Raw genomic sequence first — 19,428 nt, forward strand, 5'->3', positions numbered from 1 at the left:
TTAAAGATCCTTTAGTACGGAATATGCGGCGCGGTAACGGGCCTGCGTGTCGTGGAAAGCTGGCATCAACTGCGTATCGGGTTGGATGGTTTTCAAAATCGGAGGCATGGTGGCAATCTCTATTGTGCGCCCAGTTACAGCCATCATCCCAAGGCGTGCAGCACCAAGGGCTGCGCCAAAATCACCGTCTTTAGGCACCTGCAAAGGCAGTGCCAAAGTGGTGGCGATCACTTGCAACCAATAGTCAGATTTTGCGCCCCCACCGATCGCAAGTGCGCTTTGAATTTCAGTCCCAGTGGAATGCAAAGCCGCCTGACAATCACCAAAGGCAAAGGCGACGCCTTCAAGCACAGCGCGCGTGGCTTGTTTGATGTCAGTGGATGTGTCGAGATGCAAAAACTGCCCCCGAATTTTGGCGTCATTATGGGGCGTGCGTTCACCGCTGATGTAGGGCAAAAACAACGTACGACTTGGCGCGCGCAAATCCCCCAAATCAGCGGTCAACTCAGAAGCGGGCGTGCCCGTGAGTTGACTTAGCCATTGCAAAGCATCCGTGGCGGCCAAAATCACACCCATCTGATGCCACGTGTCAGGCAAAGCGTGACAAAATGTATGAACAGCACTGGCCGCATCGGGACGGTAAGCATCACATGCGGCAAACAAAACGCCAGAGGTGCCCAGCGATAAAAAGGCATCGCCCTTTTTCACCACACCCGCGCCGATTGCCGAGGCTGCGTTATCACCGCCCCCGCCCGCAACGATCACGCCTTTGGGCAATCCCCAAGTTTGAGCAAGTGCATCGCGCAGCTGAGCTGAAGCCGCGCATCCTTCAACCAATCGCGGCATCTGTTCGCGGGTTAATCCCGTGGCGGCCAGCAGATCATCAGACCAATCACGCTTGGCCACATCCAGCCAGCTTGTGCCAGCTGCGTCAGACATTTCCGCCACATAATCCCCTGTCAGGATCAGTCGCAAATAGTCTTTGGGCAACAAAACTTTTGCCACTTTGGCAAAAATATCCGGCTCGTTATTTTGTACCCAAACGAGCTTTGGCGCCGTAAAGCCCGCAAAGACGATATTGCCCGTAAGATCGCGAAACTGAGGGTCTGAATCCAGTTTTGCAGCCTCGGCAGAGGCGCGGGTGTCATTCCACAAAATACAAGGCCGCAAAACCTGATCATCGGCATCAAGCAAGGTCGCCCCATGCATGTGACCCGACAGACCAATTCCGCGCACAGAAGATAAATCTGCCTTTGTTTGAAGCGCTTGCATGGCAAGATTCAAAGCATCGCCCCATTGGCTTGGGTGTTGCTCTGACCACCCCGCCGCACCGCGTGACACGGTAAGCGGTACGGCGTGTTCGGCCAAAATACTTTGGTTCTCGTCCATTAAAATCGCTTTTAAGGACGACGTGCCAAGATCCAATCCAATATAAGTCATGTCTTAGCCTTTGGATTTTTACCCAAGATAATCATCGATAGAATGTCATCTTCGGTCACATCCTCAACGCGCTCGGACCCAATCATCTGACCGTTTTTCATCACGGCCACGCGGTCGCATAATTCCATCATTTCACGGGTGTCATGGCTGATGAGAAAGATCCCTAAACCTTGTTTTTTCAACTCACCGATCAATTCGGCGACCATGGCCGTTTCATGCACCCCCAAGGCCGCAGTCGGTTCATCCATGATCAGAATTTTGGCGTTGAAATAGACAGCACGCGCAATGGCAACGGATTGGCGCTGACCACCTGACAAAGCTGACACGGGTTCTTTAAGCTTTTTGAAATTCGGATTGAGCCGCGCCATAATTTTGCGGGTTTCTGCTTCCATTTTCCCATCATCAAGCAGACCGAACTTTGTGGTCAATTCACGCCCCAAAAACAGGTTTGACGCCGCATCAAGATTGTCCGCCAAAGCAAGGGTCTGATATATCGTTTCAATGTTGTAATCACGACTGTCCGCAGGCGAATTGATGGTGGCGCGCGTCCCTTCGATCCAGATTTCACCTGCATCCATTTTATAGGCGCCTGACAGCATTTTGATCAGTGTAGATTTACCCGCACCGTTATGCCCCAAAAGCCCCACGACTTCGCCAGCGTGCAATTCAATGCTTACATCATCAACCGCCCGCACACCGCCAAAAGCGATAGAGACGTTCTTCATTTCAACCAGTGGAGTGCTCATAGTTTTGCTCCCATGCGCTTACGGTATTGAATGTCGATCCAGACGGCGAGCACAAGAACGGCGCCCACAACGATGTTTTGATAGGGCGCATCGACCCCGACCATCGCCATGCCTGACTGCAAAGACTGCATAATTAAGGCCCCTATGATGGCCCCGTAGATTGTACCGATACCGCCAGACAATGCCGTACCGCCGATCACTGCGGCCGCAATCACCCGCAATTCGTCAAGCGTGCCGATATCATTGGTGTGATAGCCCAAACGCGCTGACGCAACGATGCCAGCAAGAGCAGAAAGAACACCGACCATCGCAAAGATTTTCACAGTTAAAAGACGCGTGTTGATGCCAGAGAGTTGCGCCGCATCAGGATTACCGCCCGTCGCAAAGATATATCGACCAAGGCGCGTACGGCGCGCAATTACAGTCATCACAATCGCAACAACACTGAGTAAAAGGACGGAATAGGGCAAGCCATATGCGGCGGTGCACCCCTCTGCGGTCGCGCAACCAAAGAGCTCGGGATTGCGCGCGATGACACGCGATGGCACGGAATAGGCGTTAAGAATGGCAACAAAACCAAGGATTGCGCCTGCTGTCAGGGTCATTACGACAGCTTCAGCCCAAATCGGTTTTACTGTAAATCCATGTGCTACCTTATTACGGCGTGCGGACCAAAGGCCAAACACAGCAGCCAAGCTGGCCACAAGCCCGACGATCCAGCTCCAAAAGACACCCAAAGTGCCGCCGATGCCGCCAAATAGAATGTATGTCTGATCAAGTGGACCGATGGTCGCCCCATCTGTCATCCACCAACCGACATTGCGCCAAATCAGCAAGCCGCCAAGGGTTACGATAAAAGCGGGAATTCCTTGATATCCAATCAACCAGCCCTGCCCAGCCCCGATTGCGGCGCCAGTGATCAACCCTGCAGCAATCGCAATCCAAGGGATCAAGGGATGCCCCAATTCCAAACCAACAATATTTGGCAACCACTGTGTTTGGGTCATCGCCATGACGGCGGTACATGTGGCCAAGAGTGCGCCAACAGACAAATCAATGTGGCGGGTGACAATCACAAAAACCATTCCAGTGGCCATGATGGCGACCGACACGGTTTGGATGGTCAGGTTAAAGATATTGCGCGGTGTCAAAAAACGCCCGTCTGTCAATATGTTAAACACGATACATACGGCGAAAAACGAACCAATCATCCCAAGCAGGCGCATATCCACTTGTAAGGTCTGCGCAAGGCTACGTTTGGGGTGTGGTGTGGTGGGGCTGTGGTCAGACACGGTCTGCCTCCATCAAAAATCACAGTAATCAGGCATGTTTTTTGCACCAGTTAATCTGGACGCAAAAAAACGAGATCACATTTGGGATGTGCGGGCCTCGCTTTTCACGAGGCCCTATTGAAATAGACCAACACAGTCGGTCGATTTACGCGATTTAGTTACAAGGTGCTGGGCCGTCAGTCACACCTTGGCACAAGGCTTCAACAGTGATCCAACCTGCATCTGTCACGACAGAAAGATTGTCGGCAGTGACAGGAATTGGCGCAAGGAACAAAGAGTTCAATTCAGTGCCTGCGGGCGATGTCCACATAGACGCGCCTTCGACCATTGCGTTGTCGCCGCCAGCCAAGGCAACAGCAACTTCACCTGCAACACGGCCGAGTTCGCGTGCGTCTTTCCACACAGAAACGGTTTGCGTACCAAGCGCCACACGATTCAAAGCAGCGTGATCACCATCTTGACCTGACACAGGAAGACCTTCGAGACCCTGTGCCGTCAAAGCAGCAACAACACCGCCCGCTGTCCCGTCATTTGATGCGACAACGGCATCGACGTTATTATCGTTTGCGGTCAGGATTTGTTCCATGTTGCGCTGCGCATTTGCAGGCAACCAGCCGTCTGTATAGGCTTCATCTACGATCGTAATGTCGCCGCTATCAATCGCAGCTTGGATAATTTCTTGTTGGCCACCGCGTAGGAAATCCGCATTTGGATCGGTGGGCGACCCTTTGATCATCACGTAATTTCCTGTGGGCTGTGCTGCAAAAACAGCGCGCGCTTGCATGCGCCCCACTTCGACATTGTCAAAGGTCAGATAAAACGCACGGCTGTCTTCGATCAGGCGATCATATGCGATTACGGGAATGCCTTCGGCGTCAGCTGCCTCCACTGCTGGGCCGATTGCCGCACTATCTTGCGCCAAAATAATAATTGAATCAACGCCTTGCGCGATCAAGCTTTCTACGTCGGACAATTGCTTTGCAGATGAAGACTGCGCATCTGCAGAGACGTAAGTCGCCCCAGCTGCGTCCAAAGCTGCACGAATTGCTGCTTCGTCAGTCTTCCAGCGTTCCTCTTGAAAGTTTGACCAGCTCACGCCGACTGTCAGATCATCTGCATAAGATGCGGAGCTAAAGCCCGCGGCGGCAACAGCCGCAGCGAATACATATTTATTCATTGTAGTCCTCCCTTAGGTGGCTTTCTATTTCTCAACAGAAAGCGAGTCATGTGACTCGCAGCAACCTTGCCTCATTTATTTCATTTTACAAAATAAAAAATATACATGAGAAAGAAAATGCGGCAATCTACTCAGAATTCAAGCGTGAAAATGCCTAAATTCATACAGGCCATGCGGAAATAAAAGGTATTAAATTTAGGTGCTGAAAAATAAAGAATCTAAAAACATTTCAATGGGCTGCGGCCCGCTGTTGGATAGGAGCACAGTCAACGCAAGACCATTGCGACAACAGATTTTTCAATTTGTTCGCGCAACGGGAACAACGGCACGCGCTGACATCACGCGCGCCTTGCAGATTAGTGCAGGCAGCGCCACCACCCAGACCGCAGACCTCATAGCAGAAGGCTTACTGCGCGAAGTCAGCCAGACAGAGCGCGATCCAGAACCAGAACGCGGCTTGGGGCGCGGACGCCCCCGCGTGGCTTTGGAAATCGTGCCAGAAACAGCTCATGTTATCGGCATCAAACTGACGGCAACAAAACATACCGCAGTCTTATGTGATTTCGCAGGCGACATCTTAGCCACTATGACAATCCCCACCCAAAACACGCGCAGAACGCCACAACAATTGCTGATAGAGATCATAACCCTGATCGAACGCCTTCTGGCTGCGGCAAAGATGAAACCAAGTGATATCAAAGCTGTAGGTCTCGGTATGCCTGGGATCGTTGACCACGGAACGGGTCAAATAAAATGGACGTCGCTGCTTGCAGATACGGATGTTGACCTCAGATCTGGATTTGCCGCCTACTTTGATGCCCCGCTTTATTTGGACAATGACACCAATATGCTGACCTTGTTTGAATTGTGGTTCGGAACAGGGCGCGACAAGACGGACTTTGCTGTTGTGACCATCGAAACGGGCGTGGGCATGGGGATGGTGATGAACAATCGCCTTTATAGGGGCAGCCATGGGATGGGGCTTGAATTAGGGCATACAAAAGTTCAGCTTGACGGCGCCCTGTGCCAATGCGGATTGCGCGGCTGTTTAGAAGCTTATATCGGCGAATATGCCCTCACCCGCGAAGCTGAAACAGTGCTCGACGTGGGCCATACAGATGTCCGCAGCCAAGAAGAACTGCTCGATATGCTCTTTACTGAGGCGCAAGCTGGGCACAAGCTTGCGGAATCAATCTTCAAACGCGCAGGCCGATATCTATCAATGGGACTGTCCAATGTGGTCCAAATCTTTGACCCGCCACTCATCATTTTGTCAGGTGCACGCGTGCAATATCATTCGCTCTACGCCGAAGAAGTATTTGCAAATATGCAAAGCCTAACGCTCTCAAAGGGTCGCGCACCTTGTGATGTGCAAATCCACCGCTGGGATGATGACATTTGGGCGCATGGCGCAGCGGCCGCTGGCCTATCCGCACTCACCGATACCATCGTGGGCGGACTTGAGGTCCAACACACATGAAACGCTTAAGCATTCTGATCGCCCTCGTTGCGCCTCCTGCCCTGTGCGATCCGACGTTTGAAGACCTCTCTCAAAACCTGCCAGAGCTCATCTATTCGGGCGGATGGACGCATTTTGTTGGCGGTGGCTTGGCGGTTTTGGATTGCAACAATGATGCCTTGCCAGATATTTTCGCCAGCGGCGGCGAACGCCCTGCGAAACTGATACGCAATGACGGGCAATTCATCTTTACCGATATGGAAGTACCGCAAATCACAGGGGCCACGGGCGCATATCCGATCGACATTGATGCCGATGGTATTCTCGATCTCTTTGTGCTGCGTGTTGGGCCAAATAAGGTCCTGAAAGGCCAAGGAAACTGCACATTCACCGAAGCCACAGATCACTTTGGTATGCCCGAGAACGACGCGTGGAGCACGGCCTTTACGGCATGGTGGGCCACAGACTCGGAAGGTCCGACCATGGCGATTGGCAATTACGTTGACCGCAAGGATCCCGATGGGCCTTTTGAAGCCTGCGACACGAATACCTTGCTGTTGCCAAAGACAGAAGGATATCAAGCCGTCGCTTTAGAACCTGCGTTTTGCCCCCTATCTATGCTGGCCTCGCTAGATGCACGTGGGCGCAAAACACTGCGCATTTCGAACGACAGACATTACTATGTCGAAGGTGGGTTTGAGCAAATGCTCGACATAGAGGAACAGCGTTTTCTGAATGAAAAAGACGGTTGGCCCAAAGTGTCGTTGTGGGGCATGGGCATCGCAAGCCGCGACCTGACGGGGGATGGGTTGGACGAGGTGATGCTGACATCAATGGGCGATCAAGTGCTGCAATTTGCTGGCGCGGATGGAACATATCGCGCCGCAAACTATGATATCGGCACTTATGCGCAACGCCCCCATCTCGGCGACGATGGTCGCCCATCCACAGGCTGGCACGCGGAATTTGGCGATATGAACAATGACGCCCTACCCGATCTTTTCATCGCAAAAGGCAATGTGGATCAAATGCCAAGTATGGCCATGAAAGACCCGAACAACCTATTGATGCAACATGCAGATGGGGTCTTTCATGAGGCCGCGGCAAAAGCTGGCTTAGCCACAACTGAACGCTCTCGTGGGGCCGCTTTGGTGGATTTTGATCTGGACGGTTTGTTGGATGTCATCGTGTCCAACCGACGCGCACCACTAGAAATTTACCGCAACACCAGCGAAAATATGGGCAATTGGATCACCGTTGACCTGCAGCAATCAGGGCCCAACCGCAATGCAATTGGCGCCGTGATCACCGTAAAAACCGATCACCACATACAAACGATACAGCACACGATTGGCGGCGGTCACGCAGGTGGACAATTGCTTGCACGCCACTTTGGCTTGGGCGACAGCACGCAGGCAAAGGTCTTTGTCGATTGGCCAGATGGCAGCAGAACGCAGGCTGATTTTCAGGCAAACAGTAACGTAAAGATCACGAAGCCCTAGTCAGTCGACAAGAGGCACGGGCAAGCCGCTGGGGACAGTTTCAGGCGACCCCAAACGCCCCGCCTTGCTGATCGGGTCGGTCAAAAGCTGCAAAAAGGCGACGATTTGCGCCACCTCGTGATCTGCAAGCGCGACAGGCTCAGCCGTTACAGCGGCGGCGATGGCATCGCGTTGATCTTGCGCATCCATAATATTGAAATCATGCCCATCAAATGCAGGTAAAACCGCTTGGCTGCGGTCATAGCTGGCAAGGCGCGCAGCAGGATCAGCGTGGTCAGCCACAAAATGCGCCAAATCGCGATGTGCCCCCGCATGACCATATGGGCCCGTCAATGCCACATTGCGCAACGAAGGTGTGCGAAACGCATAGCGGTCGCTTTCAATTCCAGTGACGCGAAAACGGCCATCATCGCGATTATGAGTTTCAAAGGGTTCCGATTTTCCTGGTCCAATTTGCGGGGCGGCCATCACATGAAACTGGTGATCCGTCAGAAACGGACCCGCATGACAATCAGCGCAATTGGCTTTGCCGTAGAACAAATCCAACCCAGCTTTCTCATCTCCTTGCAGTGTCAAATCACCGCGCAAAACGGCATCGAAAGGTGCAGTATCAGACCGCCATTCGAATTCCATGAAAGCGGCAAGCGCATTTGAAATATCGGTAAATCCAATATCATCGGCCGAGTTTATATGTGGATAGACCTGCACGAAAGCATCGGCATATCCGGGAATTTCAGCCACACGGCGCGCGAGCACATGCCACGCGCCACCTTCGCCTGAAATGATACCTTGGCGCACCAAACGCCCAATTTCATTTTCGCGAAATGATCCCGCCATTTCATCACGACTAAGCACGGGGAACATGGTTTGCGCGGATAAAACAGACGCAAAGCCATCAATGATATCTGCCCCCATAGGCGTGCGTATCCCGCTGGGATGATCTGCTGCGACCTCTAGGCGGCCATCATGAAACATGGATGTAAATTCCAAAGCCCCCAAATTGAATAAAGCAGGTGCATTTCGTGGAATGCGCTCTTCAGGCAGGTTCTGGGGATCGGCCTGCCGCTTTGTCCCCATGCCGATACCGCCGTCACCAAAAGACAAAGACACCCCATCAGATGTGCCAAGTTTTGGGTGGTGGCAAGACACGCAGGCCGTGGTCATATTGCCGGACAAAATGGGATCGTAAAATAACAACTGGCCCAACTCGGCTTCATGGAGGTGCACAGCGCGGTATAAATCATCGGTGATTGCTGCGGGCAAGGTTTGCGCCTCGACAGGCATGCTTGTGACACTGCCAAGCAAAACGGCATGCATGAGGGCGGTTTTGAAAATCGAAGTCATACCAAGCTTAGTCCGCCAACACTGTTTAGGGTTTTAAGAAACACTATGAGCTTGCCACTCTCATCGCAAAGAAAAACGTCATGAGACCGACCAGAATGCCCCCTTCGCGATGAGCATAGAACGAAAAAGGGCCGCCCTGAGGCAGCCCTTTGAAAGTATATATCCAATGTCCAAAGACTTTGGCGATCGAAATTAGCGTTTTGAGAACTGGAAAGAACGACGCGCTTTGCGGCGACCGAACTTTTTACGCTCAACAACACGTGAATCGCGTGTAAGGAAACCAGCTGCTTTCAAAGCACCGCGCAACTCAGGTGTGTAGAGTTGAAGTGCTTTTGAAATACCGTGCTTAACCGCACCAGCTTGACCTGACAGACCGCCGCCTTTGACAGTTGCGTAAACGTCGAATTCACCTTCAACACCAGCAACAGAGAATGGCTGACGCAGGATCATTTGCAAAACTGGACGCGCGAAGTATGCGTCTTGGTCTTTGCCGTTTACGACAACTTTGCCTGAGCCTGGTTTGATCCAAACACGTGCAACAGCGTCTTTACGTTTACCAGTCGCGTAAGCACGACCAAGCGCGTCACGTACAGGTTCACGAGGTGCTGCAACTTCAGCAACAGTTTCAACGCCAACAGCGTTCAATTCTTCCAATGATTTGATTTCATCAGTCATGATTATACGCTCCGAGTGTTTTTCTTGTTCATAGACTTAACATCTAGAACTTCGGGGTTCTGAGCTTCGTGTGGGTGCTCTGTGCCCGCGTATACGCGCAGGTTTGTCATTTGCTGACGGGACAATTTGCCGCCTGGAAGCATACGCTGAACCGCTTTGGTCACAACGCGCTCTGGGTGTTTGCCTTCAAGGATTTGCTCCATGGAACGCTGTTTGATGCCACCTGGGTGACCAGTGTGCCAGTAGAACAATTTGTCGGTGCGTTTTTTACCTGTGAGCTGGATTTTGTCAGCGTTCACGATAATAACGTTATCACCCATGTCCATGGACGGTGTGAAAGATGGCTTGTGCTTGCCACGAAGACGCATAGCGACGATAGAAGCAAGACGACCAAGAACAACGCCTTCAGCGTCGATGATGATCCATTTCTTGTCTACGTCCGCAGGCGTAATAGAGAAAGTTTTCATTAGGCTACCCTTAAAAGGTCGAGAATTCAGATTGGGGTGTTCTATAGGTTTATGAGACACAGTCAAGCTACCAAAAATCTATTTTATACATACAAAACAGTAACTTATGAAATAGGTATTATTTTACCCCACACAAAACCACGCGAGTCAGGGCAGAAACCGCGTAATATCCTACCAGCGCGTTAAACACCCCGCCCCGCCCCGCGTGATTTTATATGCATCCTAGAGGAAATCGCTTAAAAACACAGCAAGCATCACAAATTGAAAGCAGGGGAATTACAAAGACGGGTTCACCTTCACTTTCAGATCAAACTTCGCTAAACCAAAGCCAGTGAAACAACCGACCCATCAGGAGCCTGTTGATGAAAAAGATCAAGGTAGACAATCCCATCGTTGAGATGGACGGCGATGAAATGACACGCATTATTTGGCAGTTTATCAAAGATAAGCTGATCCTGCCCTATCTCGATCTAGAACTCTTATACTACGACCTTGGAATGGAAGAACGCGATCGCACTGACGATCAAGTCACCATTGATGCGGCGATGAAGACAAAAGAAGTCGGCGTGGCTGTAAAATGTGCGACCATCACTCCTGATGAAGATCGCGTGAAAGAATTTGGCCTGAAAAAGATGTGGAAATCGCCAAACGGCACGATCCGCAACATCTTGGGCGGCGTTGTGTTTCGCCAGCCGATCATCTGCCAAAACGTACCCCGCCTTGTGCCTGGTTGGTCCGACCCTATCGTGATCGGGCGTCATGCCTTTGGCGACCAATATAAAGCCACCGATTTTCAATTTCCTGGCGCAGGCAAGCTGACCATGAAATTTGAAGGCGAAGATGGTACGGTGATCGAACGCGAAGTCTATGACGCGCCTTCAGCTGGCGTCTATCAAGCCATGTACAACCTAGATGAAAGCATCCGTGATTTTGCGCGCGCGTCCTTGAATTACGGGCTTAACATCGGCTGGCCTGTTTACCTGTCTACGAAAAACACAATCCTAAAAGCCTATGACGGACGGTTCAAAGACCTGTTCGAAGAAATTTACCAAGCTGAATTTGCTGATAAATTCAAAGAAAAAGGCATTTGGTACGAACACCGTTTGATTGATGACATGGTCGCCTGCTGTATGAAGTGGAACGGTAAATTCGTTTGGGCCTGTAAAAACTATGATGGCGATGTGCAGTCTGATACAGTCGCCCAAGGTTTTGGCTCACTTGGATTGATGACATCACAATTGATGACCCCAGATGGTAAGATCGTCGAAGCAGAAGCCGCCCACGGCACCGTGACACGTCACTACCGCCAGCACCAAAAAGGTGAAGCAACATCGACCAATTCCATCGCATCGATCTTTGCTTGGACAGGCGGGCTAAAGCACCGCGCAAAATTAGATGACAATGCTGAGTTGATGAATTTCGCCACAACATTGGAAAAAGTCATCGTCGATACGGTGGAAAGCGGCTTTATGACCAAAGACCTTGCTTTGCTAGTGGGGCCAGACCAAAAATGGCTGACCACGATGGGGTTCTTGGAAAAGATCGAAGAAAACCTAAACGCGGCCTTGGCTGCTTAAACCATCACATCATCATATATTTTGTTTCAAAGGCCATGGTGAAAACTGTGGCCTTTTTCAATGCGCCTAAGTTGCACTTCACCCTTAAAAAACATAAAGCCGATCATAGGCGCGACCCATATCGGGGCGCCATGTTTATCTTAGAAAGAGACAATCATGATCACATCACAATTCAACTCATTTGTATCTGGCGCACTTCATCCGATTTACGGGTTTGATCACATCCTAGCCATGGTCGTGGTCGGCGTTTGGGCCATGCAAATGGGCGGGCGTGGCAAGGTTTTCCTGCCCGTGGGATTTGTCACTGCAATGGCATTGGGATTTGTCATGGCGCGTGCAGCGCTACCTCTGCCTTTGATCGAACCTGTGATTGTGGCCTCCAGCATTATTGTGGGGCTTTTTGTTTTGCTGGCGCTCACGCCGCCCCTGCCTGTCGCAGTCGCCTTCACCGCTGGTTTTGGCCTTTTTCATGGTTACGCCCATGGCGGCGAAATGGGGACCGCGACACCCTTGGCTTTTGGCATCGGCTTTATTTCGGTTACAGCTGTGCTTCATGGGCTTGGCTTGCTCATGGCAGGATCGATGCAGCACTTGCATCGCGTCACACCGCGCATTCTGGGCGGGGTATCCGCAGCTTTGGGACTGTCTTTGCTCTTATCATAAGGGAGATGGGCTGCACTCCATTGGCTAGGGCGGCAAAACTGTCAAATTTTCATAAAATTCTTGATCTTTGTCGCCTTCGTTTCGCCATAGAATTTAGTTGCAATTTTATCTGTTAGCTTGGTTTTAAAGCCTCAAGCCCTAACTGTTTCCCACACCAACGGAAAACAGAAGGTTTCCCGCAATGCAAATATCCAATGCCTATTCTGAGGCTGCACAGTCCGCATCATACCGCGCATCCCCGCGCCATGATGCAGGTCCAGCTGAAAATGCAAGTGCCACGCGCTCGGCACCACCTGTCGATGTGACGACAGGCAAAGCTGACAAGACCTCAGCATCCAATGCGATTTTCCAAAAATATGATCTCACCAATATTTCTCCACGCGACGTCGATGCGATGGCCAAAGAGCTGCGCGACAGCGGTTTTGATGATGTGGGTTTCATCCTAGGCTTAGAAACCCGAGGAGAAAAATGGCGATCGCATATGATGCAATCCTTAAATGATGCGGGGTATGAATTTGACCCCTCATATGATCCAACCGCGCGAACCGATGTGATTGCGGGCCTTAAAGAACAGGTTCAAACATCGCAGCGCTTTGGGGATCCGACAGAGTTTTTAAGTGAACAACTGTCGAAAATGGAGCGCCTGAATGCACAAGCGCATCCGCAAACGGCCACGAGTGGCCCGTCACCTGAAATGGCACAAACACTCATGCTGTTTCAAGCACAGCGCATTTGGGTAGAATGACCTGAAACCGGAGGCAAAAGCCTAACCTTTGAGCGGATGATCTAAAACGGATCACAACCGCTCTTTTTATCGCCCGCATTTGGGGATCAATATAGACAGGTCAATATGACTGCCCTATAATAAACTCATGCCAGCACCCTATCCTATTCCTAGTAATCCGCCCAAACACACCTCGCTTGAGGATATCCAAGGACTTGCCATTGGGCTTGTGACCTCGGCCATCGGTTTAAGCTTTCTCGCACAACTTGGGTTTATCACAGGGCAAACCGCGGGACTGGCTTTGGTTATTTCCTACCTGACGGGCCTTAGTTTTTCGTGGATATTTTGGCTGATCAATATCCCTTTTTATATTCTCGCTTACTATCGTATCGGCACAGAATTCACATTAAAATCAGTGATTTCCGTGACAGCTTTGTCCATTCTGATGGCCTATATTCCACCTTTGATGCAGTTTAAGACGCTTGATCCTTTCTTTGGAACGATCGCTTTTGGTGTGCTTACAGGCTTTGGTTTATTGGGCGTTTTCCGCCATAAATCATCGCTTGGCGGCCTTGGGGTTTTAGCACTTATTGCGCAAGATCACTTCGGCATTCGAGCTGGATATGTGCAGATCGCCTTTGATGCGATCTTGTTCGCTGTTGCATTTTTTCTGTTTGACGCGCATGTGGTACTTTATTCGTTGTTTGGCGCTTTGATTTTGAATGCGGTCATCGCCTTCAATCACCGCCGCGATATCTACATCGCCAGTTAACTGAAAACGAGCTGAGACATGATTAAGTCGACCACCGCCGCAACGAAACATACACTGTTCGAAGATGCCCAAGCCTTTGTTTATGGCACGGCGATTTGCGCCTTTGCCTTGATGATGCTCAAAGATTTAGGGTTCATCACAGGACAAACTGCGGGTCTGGGCCTGTTGATATCATATCTATTAGACCTGCCCTTTGGCTGGGTCTTTTTCGCGGTCAACTTGCCATTTTACTGGTTTGGATACAAACGTATGGGCATCAAGTTTGTCATCAAAACATTCGTCTGCGTTGGACTGATTTCCATCTTTACCGAAGTGTTCCCAAGCCTGATTTCCTTTGCCACACTCAATCCAACCTTCGGCGCAATCATGATCGGTTTTATGACGGCATCAGGCCTGATGGCCATCATTCGTCATGGGGGATCACTGGGCGGCATCGGAATTATGGCACTTTATATTCAAGACGCATTTGGGTTCAAAGCGGGCTATGTGCAGCTAGGCTTTGATGCCTGTTTGTTCACTGTCGCAGCCTTCGTTTTACCGCTTGATTTGGTGGCCTATTCACTTTTGGGCGCTGTTGTCGCCAATCTTGTAATCGCAATCAATCACCGCCGCGACAGATATATCGCCACATAAAATATGCTCAAAGCCCCTTGCGGCCAAGCTATTGCTCGGCCGACAAGGATTTTATCGTTTCAACGCGATCTGCATGGGATGGATGCGTCGACATCCATTCAGGCCCACCCTCTCCATAATCCGCACTGAGCGTTTCAAAGAATGTCGCCAAAGCAGAGGCATCATATCCAGCCGCATGTGAGGTTTTCACCCCAATGACATCTGCTTCTGCCTCATGTTCACGCGAATAGGCCAAAGAGGCAATCGCGCTGCCTTCTAACAAGACATCTTCCAACACAGGTCCAACATCACCTGCCATCAAAGAAATAAGCATAAAGGCAGACAAAGACCGATAAAGCTGTTGCAGGCTGTGGCGTTCGGATACATGCGCCAACTCATGTCCAATGATCCCAGCAATAATATCAGGGTCGTTAAAATCTTTGATCAAAGCATCCGTGACGACAACTGTCCCGCCAGGCAATGCGAAAGCGTTTGGGCCCATGGCATCCGCTTTGCGGAATTCCAATCGGTACTCGCCATAAGGCGCATGGGGCGCGTGGTCAGTAACCTTTTGAAAAATATTGCGAACCATAGTTTGATCGGCTTGTGACAATTCAGTTGGATCGGTCAAAATACGATCCATTGCAGCTAAATTGCCTGAATCAAGTGAGGTCACAAAAACCGTTGGCGTCAAAGCAATCGCGCCAGCAACCAGCAAATCCAAGCCCCATTTCCAAATGATAACAGCCCCGACAAGACACAGCGCGACAAAGGCAAAAAGGCGTGGATGCCAGTGCTCAAGATCTGAAATCCAACCATCATCTGCAGGCCCCAACAGCAGTTCGACACCGTCAATATCATCAGTGTCAAAGGTCCATTTATCATCAAATTGCATCAAACAGGGGCCACCAGAAATGCGTTCGCGTGATGATGGTGCGCCTGCATGCAACTCTTCGCCAGCTTCGGTGACCAATCGCAACCCCTTGGCATCGCGCAACAAACGGGCTTTTAAACGTGTCGAAACTTGGGGGGCATAGGCATAGCCCCACACCTCCCCAAAACTGTTTTGACCATAAAGTTTAGATGGCGAAGTCAACGTCTATCCCTTCGAAATCCGTGAAAGCATCGCCGAGCGCTGAGAGTTTTTCTTGCTCTTCACCGATGATGCCGTCAATTGATCCTTCGATTGTCACATATGAAGAAGCGGCCAAATAGCGAGCCATACGCACAGCGGCCCAAGGGTGCATCAGCCCCCAGCTACAGGCTGTGACAACCGCATTTGATAAAGCGATCCACAACAGTTTTGCGGGGCGGACTACAGATGTAAATCTGTGCCCACCCTCTAAAGATGTACCCGCATAAACCACGTTGCGCAGGTAGGCTTGATAAATATATGCGGCAGGTAGAATGGCGACCAAAATCACACCATAGGCAATGAAAAATCCGATCACGGCCTCAAGGCTTGGGTCTTGCCCTGCGGAGGATGCACCAAAGAATTCCATCATCAAAGCAGGTAGACCAAAGACAATTGCCCCCAACAACATGATCCCGAACATCCAGCCAATCGCAAATAAGAACGCTTTGTAAAAAGGCCCAATTGCGCTGGAAAAGGCGAATGGTGATGTGCCAAACCTGTGCCGCGAAATTACATATTTTTGTGTTGCTCGCGACACGAAAGGAAGAGCAAGGTATAGGGTAAAGATCGCCAAAAACGGATAGACGAAAAACACTAAAACAGCACGCCAGTATGATCCGTTAAACCCAAATCGCACGCCTGAAAAACTGGTCATACGTGCGTTAAAGGCCAAAGATCTGTTAATCAGATATGGCACCAGTCCAAGAAACACCAAAAATACGATGCCCCCCACGATAGGCGCGACCGCGAACAAAATGTTGGCCACGAAATAGGCGCCAACCACGATCAAACGCCCAATAAAAATCTGTTTGCCAGTCGCGTGATAATCAAAACGACGCTCGTCAATGGTGGTGTTTTGCGCGAAATACTTTTTGCGACGTACTTTGGCCCAAGCAGAATAAATGCCCAAAGTCACCATGGTCAAAAGCAGATTAACAATCCAAATGCCGAAATAAGTCTTGGCATCGCCTTTAAACTGTACCTGAAAGGTGTCACTCGTATCCATGAAATCTATGTCCTAGTTCTATTTTTTAGGCAACTTCGCGTAAGTTTCATTGAATTGCAATCACACAAAGTCGGTTTGATTTCGCTCAAACATCAATTCAGGCTGGTCTTTTGGTCCATCTAAGGCTATGCCGCGCGCAACCCTATGGATTTATAGAAAGACCAAGCATGGATCTTCGCAACATTGCTATTATTGCCCACGTTGACCACGGCAAAACCACACTCGTTGATGAGCTGCTCAAACAGTCAGGTACATATCGTGCCAACCAAGCGACGACAGAGCGCGCTATGGACAGCAACGACCTAGAACGCGAACGCGGGATCACCATCCTTGCCAAAGCGACATCTGTTGAATGGAAAGGCCACCGCATCAACATCGTTGACACGCCAGGCCACGCGGACTTTGGCGGCGAAGTTGAACGCATTTTGTCTATGGTTGACGGTGTTGTCTTGCTTGTGGATGCCGCTGAAGGCCCCATGCCACAAACCAAATTCGTGACCTCAAAAGCGCTGGCACTTGGTCTGCGCCCGATTGTTGTCCTGAATAAAGTCGACAAACCAGATGCCGAACCAGATCGCGCTTTGGATGAATGTTTTGATCTCTTTGCAGGTCTTGATGCAAATGACGACCAACTTGATTTCCCGCACTTGTATGCTTCTGGTCGTTCTGGCTGGTGTGACAATGAACTTGATGGTCCGCGTAAAGATCTATCCGCTTTGTTTGACCTCGTCATCAACCACGTCCCTGCCCCTAAGCAATTGAAAAAGCAAAACGAGCCTTTCACGATGCTGGCAACAACCTTGGGCGCGGATCCATTCTTGGGCCGCTTGCTGACAGGTCGTGTGGAAACAGGTACATTGAAAACAGGTGCAACGATCCAAGCGCTGACACGCAATGGCCAAAAGATCGAGCAATTCCAAGTTAAGAAAATCCAAGCCTTCCGCGGTTTGTCGATGCAAGACATCGACGAGGCAATCGCGGGTGACATCGTTTCTGTTGCAGGTATGGCCAAAGCCACTGTTTCTGACACACTTTGTGCTTTGGAAATCGATACACCTTTGGAAGCACAGCCAATCGATCCACCAACCATCACAGTGACTTTCGGCATCAACGATAGTCCTTTGGCTGGTCGTGATGGTAAGAAAGTTCAATCACGTATCATCCGTGATCGCTTGATGAAAGAAGCCGAAGTCAACGTTGCGATCAAAGTAACGGACACTGAAGGCGGAGAAGCTTTCGAAGTGGCGGGTCGCGGCGAACTTCAGATGGGTGTTTTGATCGAAAACATGCGTCGCGAAGGCTTTGAATTGTCAATTTCGCGTCCAAAAGTTCTAATCCGTGAAATCGACGGCGTTAAAATGGAGCCAATCGAGGAAGTCACCATCGACGTGGATGACGAATACTCTGGCGCTGTTATCGAAAAACTGACAGGCGCGCGCAAAGGCGACTTGGCAGAGATGAAACAACAAAACGGCAAAACACGCATCATCGCGAATGTTCCGTCACGTGGCCTAATTGGTTACCACGGCGAATTCTTGACCGATACACGTGGTACAGGCGTTTTGAACCGCGTATTCCACGATTGGGCCCCCCATAAAGGTCACATCCCTGGCCGTCGCGCTGGTGTTTTGATCTCAATGGATGCAGGTAAAGCCGTTTCTTACGCTTTGTGGAAACTCGAAGATCGCGGACACTTCTTTATTGGTGCACAAGAAGATGTGTACCAAGGCATGATCATCGGTCAGCACACACGTGAAAACGATCTTGAAGTGAATCCACTGAAAGGCAAACAGCTGACCAACGTGCGCGCATCAGGTACGGATGACGCCGTGCGCTTGACCACGCCTGTGACTCTGACTTTGGAACAAGCGATTGCCTATATTGATGACGACGAATTGGTGGAAGTAACACCAAACGCAATCCGTCTGCGCAAGCGCTACCTTGACCCGCATGAGCGCAAGCGCCACAGCAAATCAGGCAACTAAAGCACTGATATAAAATACAAAGGCCCGCTGGACACAGCGGGCCTTTTGCGTTGCCCCCTATGTCATCCACATCAAAAGCTATGCCTTTGGTCGTGGAACATGTTGATCCAGCATGATCACGTTGCCATCAGGATCGGTAAAAATGCAATGCGTGGGCGCCTGTCCTGCGACACAGGCTGTGGTCATTTGAACACCAGCTTCTTTGAGTTTTGCTTCTATATCGCGAACGTCTTCAAAGCTGTCCAAAGCCTGTGCGGATTGGTCCCAACCTGGATTGAAGGTCAGCATATTGCCCTCAAACATGTTGTGAAACAGACCGATCAAATGCGCGCCATTTTGCATGATGACATAGCCATGATCGACTTCGCCGCCAAATTGCGTAAAGCCGAGTGTTTCGTAAAACGCCTTGGACTTACCAAGATCTTTTACACTTAAACTGACGGAAAAAGTGCCTAATTCCATGGATCACTCCGTATTTTGGGACTGTCCCAGCAGAGTTTCATGGATTGTACTGGCTGCAAAGCAAAAACGCAGGCGGTATATCTACCGCCTGCGCTAAAGATTAGTCGGTTGTTTCAACAACCATCAATTCGCGCTCGGATGCATTGCGCGCAAAATCCAAGGCCTCTTGATATTCAGGCGAATGATAGCATTCGACAGCCACCTCAAGGCTTGGGAACCGTGCGACCACATTGCGGGGGCGTTCGCGCCCCTCGAGTTGAACATAACGTGCGCCACGCGCCACGAATTCGCCCCCATGTTTCGCAATAGCAGGCCCTGCAAGGGCTGCATATTTCCCATAGGACTCTTCATCCGTGACCGTAACATTGGCAATCCAAAGTGCGCCCATTT

General features: G+C 50.5%; 19 protein-coding genes. 8 read left to right on the plus strand and 11 right to left on the minus strand.

Translation table 11 applies throughout. From position 1 onward, the window contains the following. From xylB to xylF, 4 genes are all read right to left on the minus strand, one after another. A complete protein-coding gene (gene xylB / locus EDD53_RS03960) occupies positions 1-1,440 on the minus strand; it encodes a xylulokinase (protein ID WP_123791878.1) in 1,440 nt (479 codons plus the stop codon). Next, positions 1,437-2,186 (minus strand): ATP-binding cassette domain-containing protein, encoded by a 750-nt coding sequence (locus EDD53_RS03965; RefSeq protein WP_123791879.1) that lies wholly within the window; start codon positions 2,184-2,186, stop codon positions 1,437-1,439. Before EDD53_RS03965 ends, xylB begins: the two co-directional genes overlap by 4 nt. Next, positions 2,183-3,478: a sugar ABC transporter permease gene (locus EDD53_RS03970; protein ID WP_246002193.1), complete on the minus strand. Its 1,296-nt coding sequence runs from the start codon at positions 3,476-3,478 to the stop codon at positions 2,183-2,185. The genes EDD53_RS03965 and EDD53_RS03970 overlap by 4 nt, the downstream gene beginning before the upstream one ends. A 154-nt stretch (positions 3,479-3,632) precedes the next feature. After that, positions 3,633-4,655: a D-xylose ABC transporter substrate-binding protein gene (xylF, locus tag EDD53_RS03975; RefSeq protein ID WP_123791880.1), complete on the minus strand. Its 1,023-nt coding sequence runs from the start codon at positions 4,653-4,655 to the stop codon at positions 3,633-3,635. Between the two features lie 280 nt (positions 4,656-4,935). On the opposite strand from xylF, the gene EDD53_RS03980 reads away from it, so the two are divergent. Together EDD53_RS03980 and EDD53_RS03985 are read left to right on the plus strand one after the other, a co-directional pair. Further along, the gene (locus EDD53_RS03980) at positions 4,936-6,135 is read left to right on the plus strand and encodes an ROK family protein (RefSeq protein WP_246002194.1); all 1,200 of its coding nucleotides are present in this window, start codon (positions 4,936-4,938) and stop codon (positions 6,133-6,135) included. Beyond that, positions 6,132-7,616, plus strand: coding sequence for a CRTAC1 family protein (locus EDD53_RS03985; protein ID WP_123791881.1), 1,485 nt, complete (start codon positions 6,132-6,134; stop codon positions 7,614-7,616). Before EDD53_RS03980 ends, EDD53_RS03985 begins: the two co-directional genes overlap by 4 nt. Here the strand turns inward: EDD53_RS03985 and EDD53_RS03990 are convergent, their stop codons facing one another. The 3 genes from EDD53_RS03990 to rplM form a co-directional block, all read right to left on the minus strand. After that, entirely contained in the window at positions 7,617-8,960 is a 1,344-nt protein-coding gene (locus EDD53_RS03990; protein WP_246002196.1) for a cytochrome-c peroxidase, read from the minus strand. 192 nt (positions 8,961-9,152) lie between these two features. Further along, positions 9,153-9,635: a 30S ribosomal protein S9 gene (gene rpsI, locus EDD53_RS03995; RefSeq protein WP_123791882.1), complete on the minus strand. Its 483-nt coding sequence runs from the start codon at positions 9,633-9,635 to the stop codon at positions 9,153-9,155. 2 nt (positions 9,636-9,637) lie between these two features. After that, positions 9,638-10,102, minus strand: a complete 465-nt coding sequence (gene rplM / locus EDD53_RS04000) for a 50S ribosomal protein L13 (protein WP_123791883.1) — start codon at positions 10,100-10,102, stop codon at positions 9,638-9,640. 362 nt (positions 10,103-10,464) lie between these two features. On the opposite strand from rplM, the gene EDD53_RS04005 reads away from it, so the two are divergent. The 5 genes from EDD53_RS04005 (at position 10,465) to EDD53_RS04025 (ending at position 14,471) form a co-directional block, all read left to right on the plus strand. Beyond that, the gene (locus EDD53_RS04005) at positions 10,465-11,679 is read left to right on the plus strand and encodes an NADP-dependent isocitrate dehydrogenase (protein ID WP_123791884.1); all 1,215 of its coding nucleotides are present in this window, start codon (positions 10,465-10,467) and stop codon (positions 11,677-11,679) included. A 156-nt stretch (positions 11,680-11,835) separates the two neighbouring features. After that, on the plus strand, positions 11,836-12,342 hold the full coding sequence (locus EDD53_RS04010; RefSeq protein WP_123791885.1) for a HupE/UreJ family protein: 507 nt from the start codon (positions 11,836-11,838) through the stop codon (positions 12,340-12,342). Between the two features lie 181 nt (positions 12,343-12,523). Continuing rightward, entirely contained in the window at positions 12,524-13,087 is a 564-nt protein-coding gene (locus EDD53_RS04015) for a hypothetical protein (RefSeq protein ID WP_123791886.1), read from the plus strand. A 127-nt stretch (positions 13,088-13,214) separates the two neighbouring features. Then, positions 13,215-13,838: a YitT family protein gene (locus EDD53_RS04020; RefSeq protein ID WP_123791887.1), complete on the plus strand. Its 624-nt coding sequence runs from the start codon at positions 13,215-13,217 to the stop codon at positions 13,836-13,838. 18 nt (positions 13,839-13,856) lie between these two features. Beyond that, positions 13,857-14,471, plus strand: coding sequence for a YitT family protein (locus EDD53_RS04025; protein ID WP_123791888.1), 615 nt, complete (start codon positions 13,857-13,859; stop codon positions 14,469-14,471). 28 nt (positions 14,472-14,499) lie between these two features. Here the strand turns inward: EDD53_RS04025 and EDD53_RS04030 are convergent, their stop codons facing one another. After that, a complete protein-coding gene (locus tag EDD53_RS04030) occupies positions 14,500-15,546 on the minus strand; it encodes a M48 family metallopeptidase (protein ID WP_123791889.1) in 1,047 nt (348 codons plus the stop codon). After that, positions 15,530-16,591 carry a YjgN family protein gene (locus EDD53_RS04035; RefSeq protein WP_123791890.1) on the minus strand — a complete coding sequence of 354 codons (1,062 nt, stop codon included), beginning with the start codon at positions 16,589-16,591 and terminating at the stop codon, positions 15,530-15,532. The genes EDD53_RS04030 and EDD53_RS04035 overlap by 17 nt, the downstream gene beginning before the upstream one ends. Positions 16,592-16,758: 167 nt before the next feature. On the opposite strand from EDD53_RS04035, the gene typA reads away from it, so the two are divergent. Next, on the plus strand, positions 16,759-18,576 hold the full coding sequence (gene typA, locus EDD53_RS04040; protein WP_123791891.1) for a translational GTPase TypA: 1,818 nt from the start codon (positions 16,759-16,761) through the stop codon (positions 18,574-18,576). Between the two features lie 78 nt (positions 18,577-18,654). Here the strand turns inward: typA and EDD53_RS04045 are convergent, their stop codons facing one another. Both EDD53_RS04045 and EDD53_RS04050 read right to left on the minus strand, forming a co-directional pair. Next, the gene (locus EDD53_RS04045) at positions 18,655-19,038 is read right to left on the minus strand and encodes a VOC family protein (RefSeq protein WP_123791892.1); all 384 of its coding nucleotides are present in this window, start codon (positions 19,036-19,038) and stop codon (positions 18,655-18,657) included. Positions 19,039-19,138: 100 nt separating this feature from the next. Then, positions 19,139-19,426 (minus strand): DUF1330 domain-containing protein, encoded by a 288-nt coding sequence (locus EDD53_RS04050; protein ID WP_123791893.1) that lies wholly within the window; start codon positions 19,424-19,426, stop codon positions 19,139-19,141. Positions 19,427-19,428: the final 2 nt, after the last annotated feature.

The organism is Pacificibacter maritimus, assembly GCF_003814915.1.
GTDB classification, from domain to species: domain Bacteria; phylum Pseudomonadota; class Alphaproteobacteria; order Rhodobacterales; family Rhodobacteraceae; genus Celeribacter; species Celeribacter maritimus.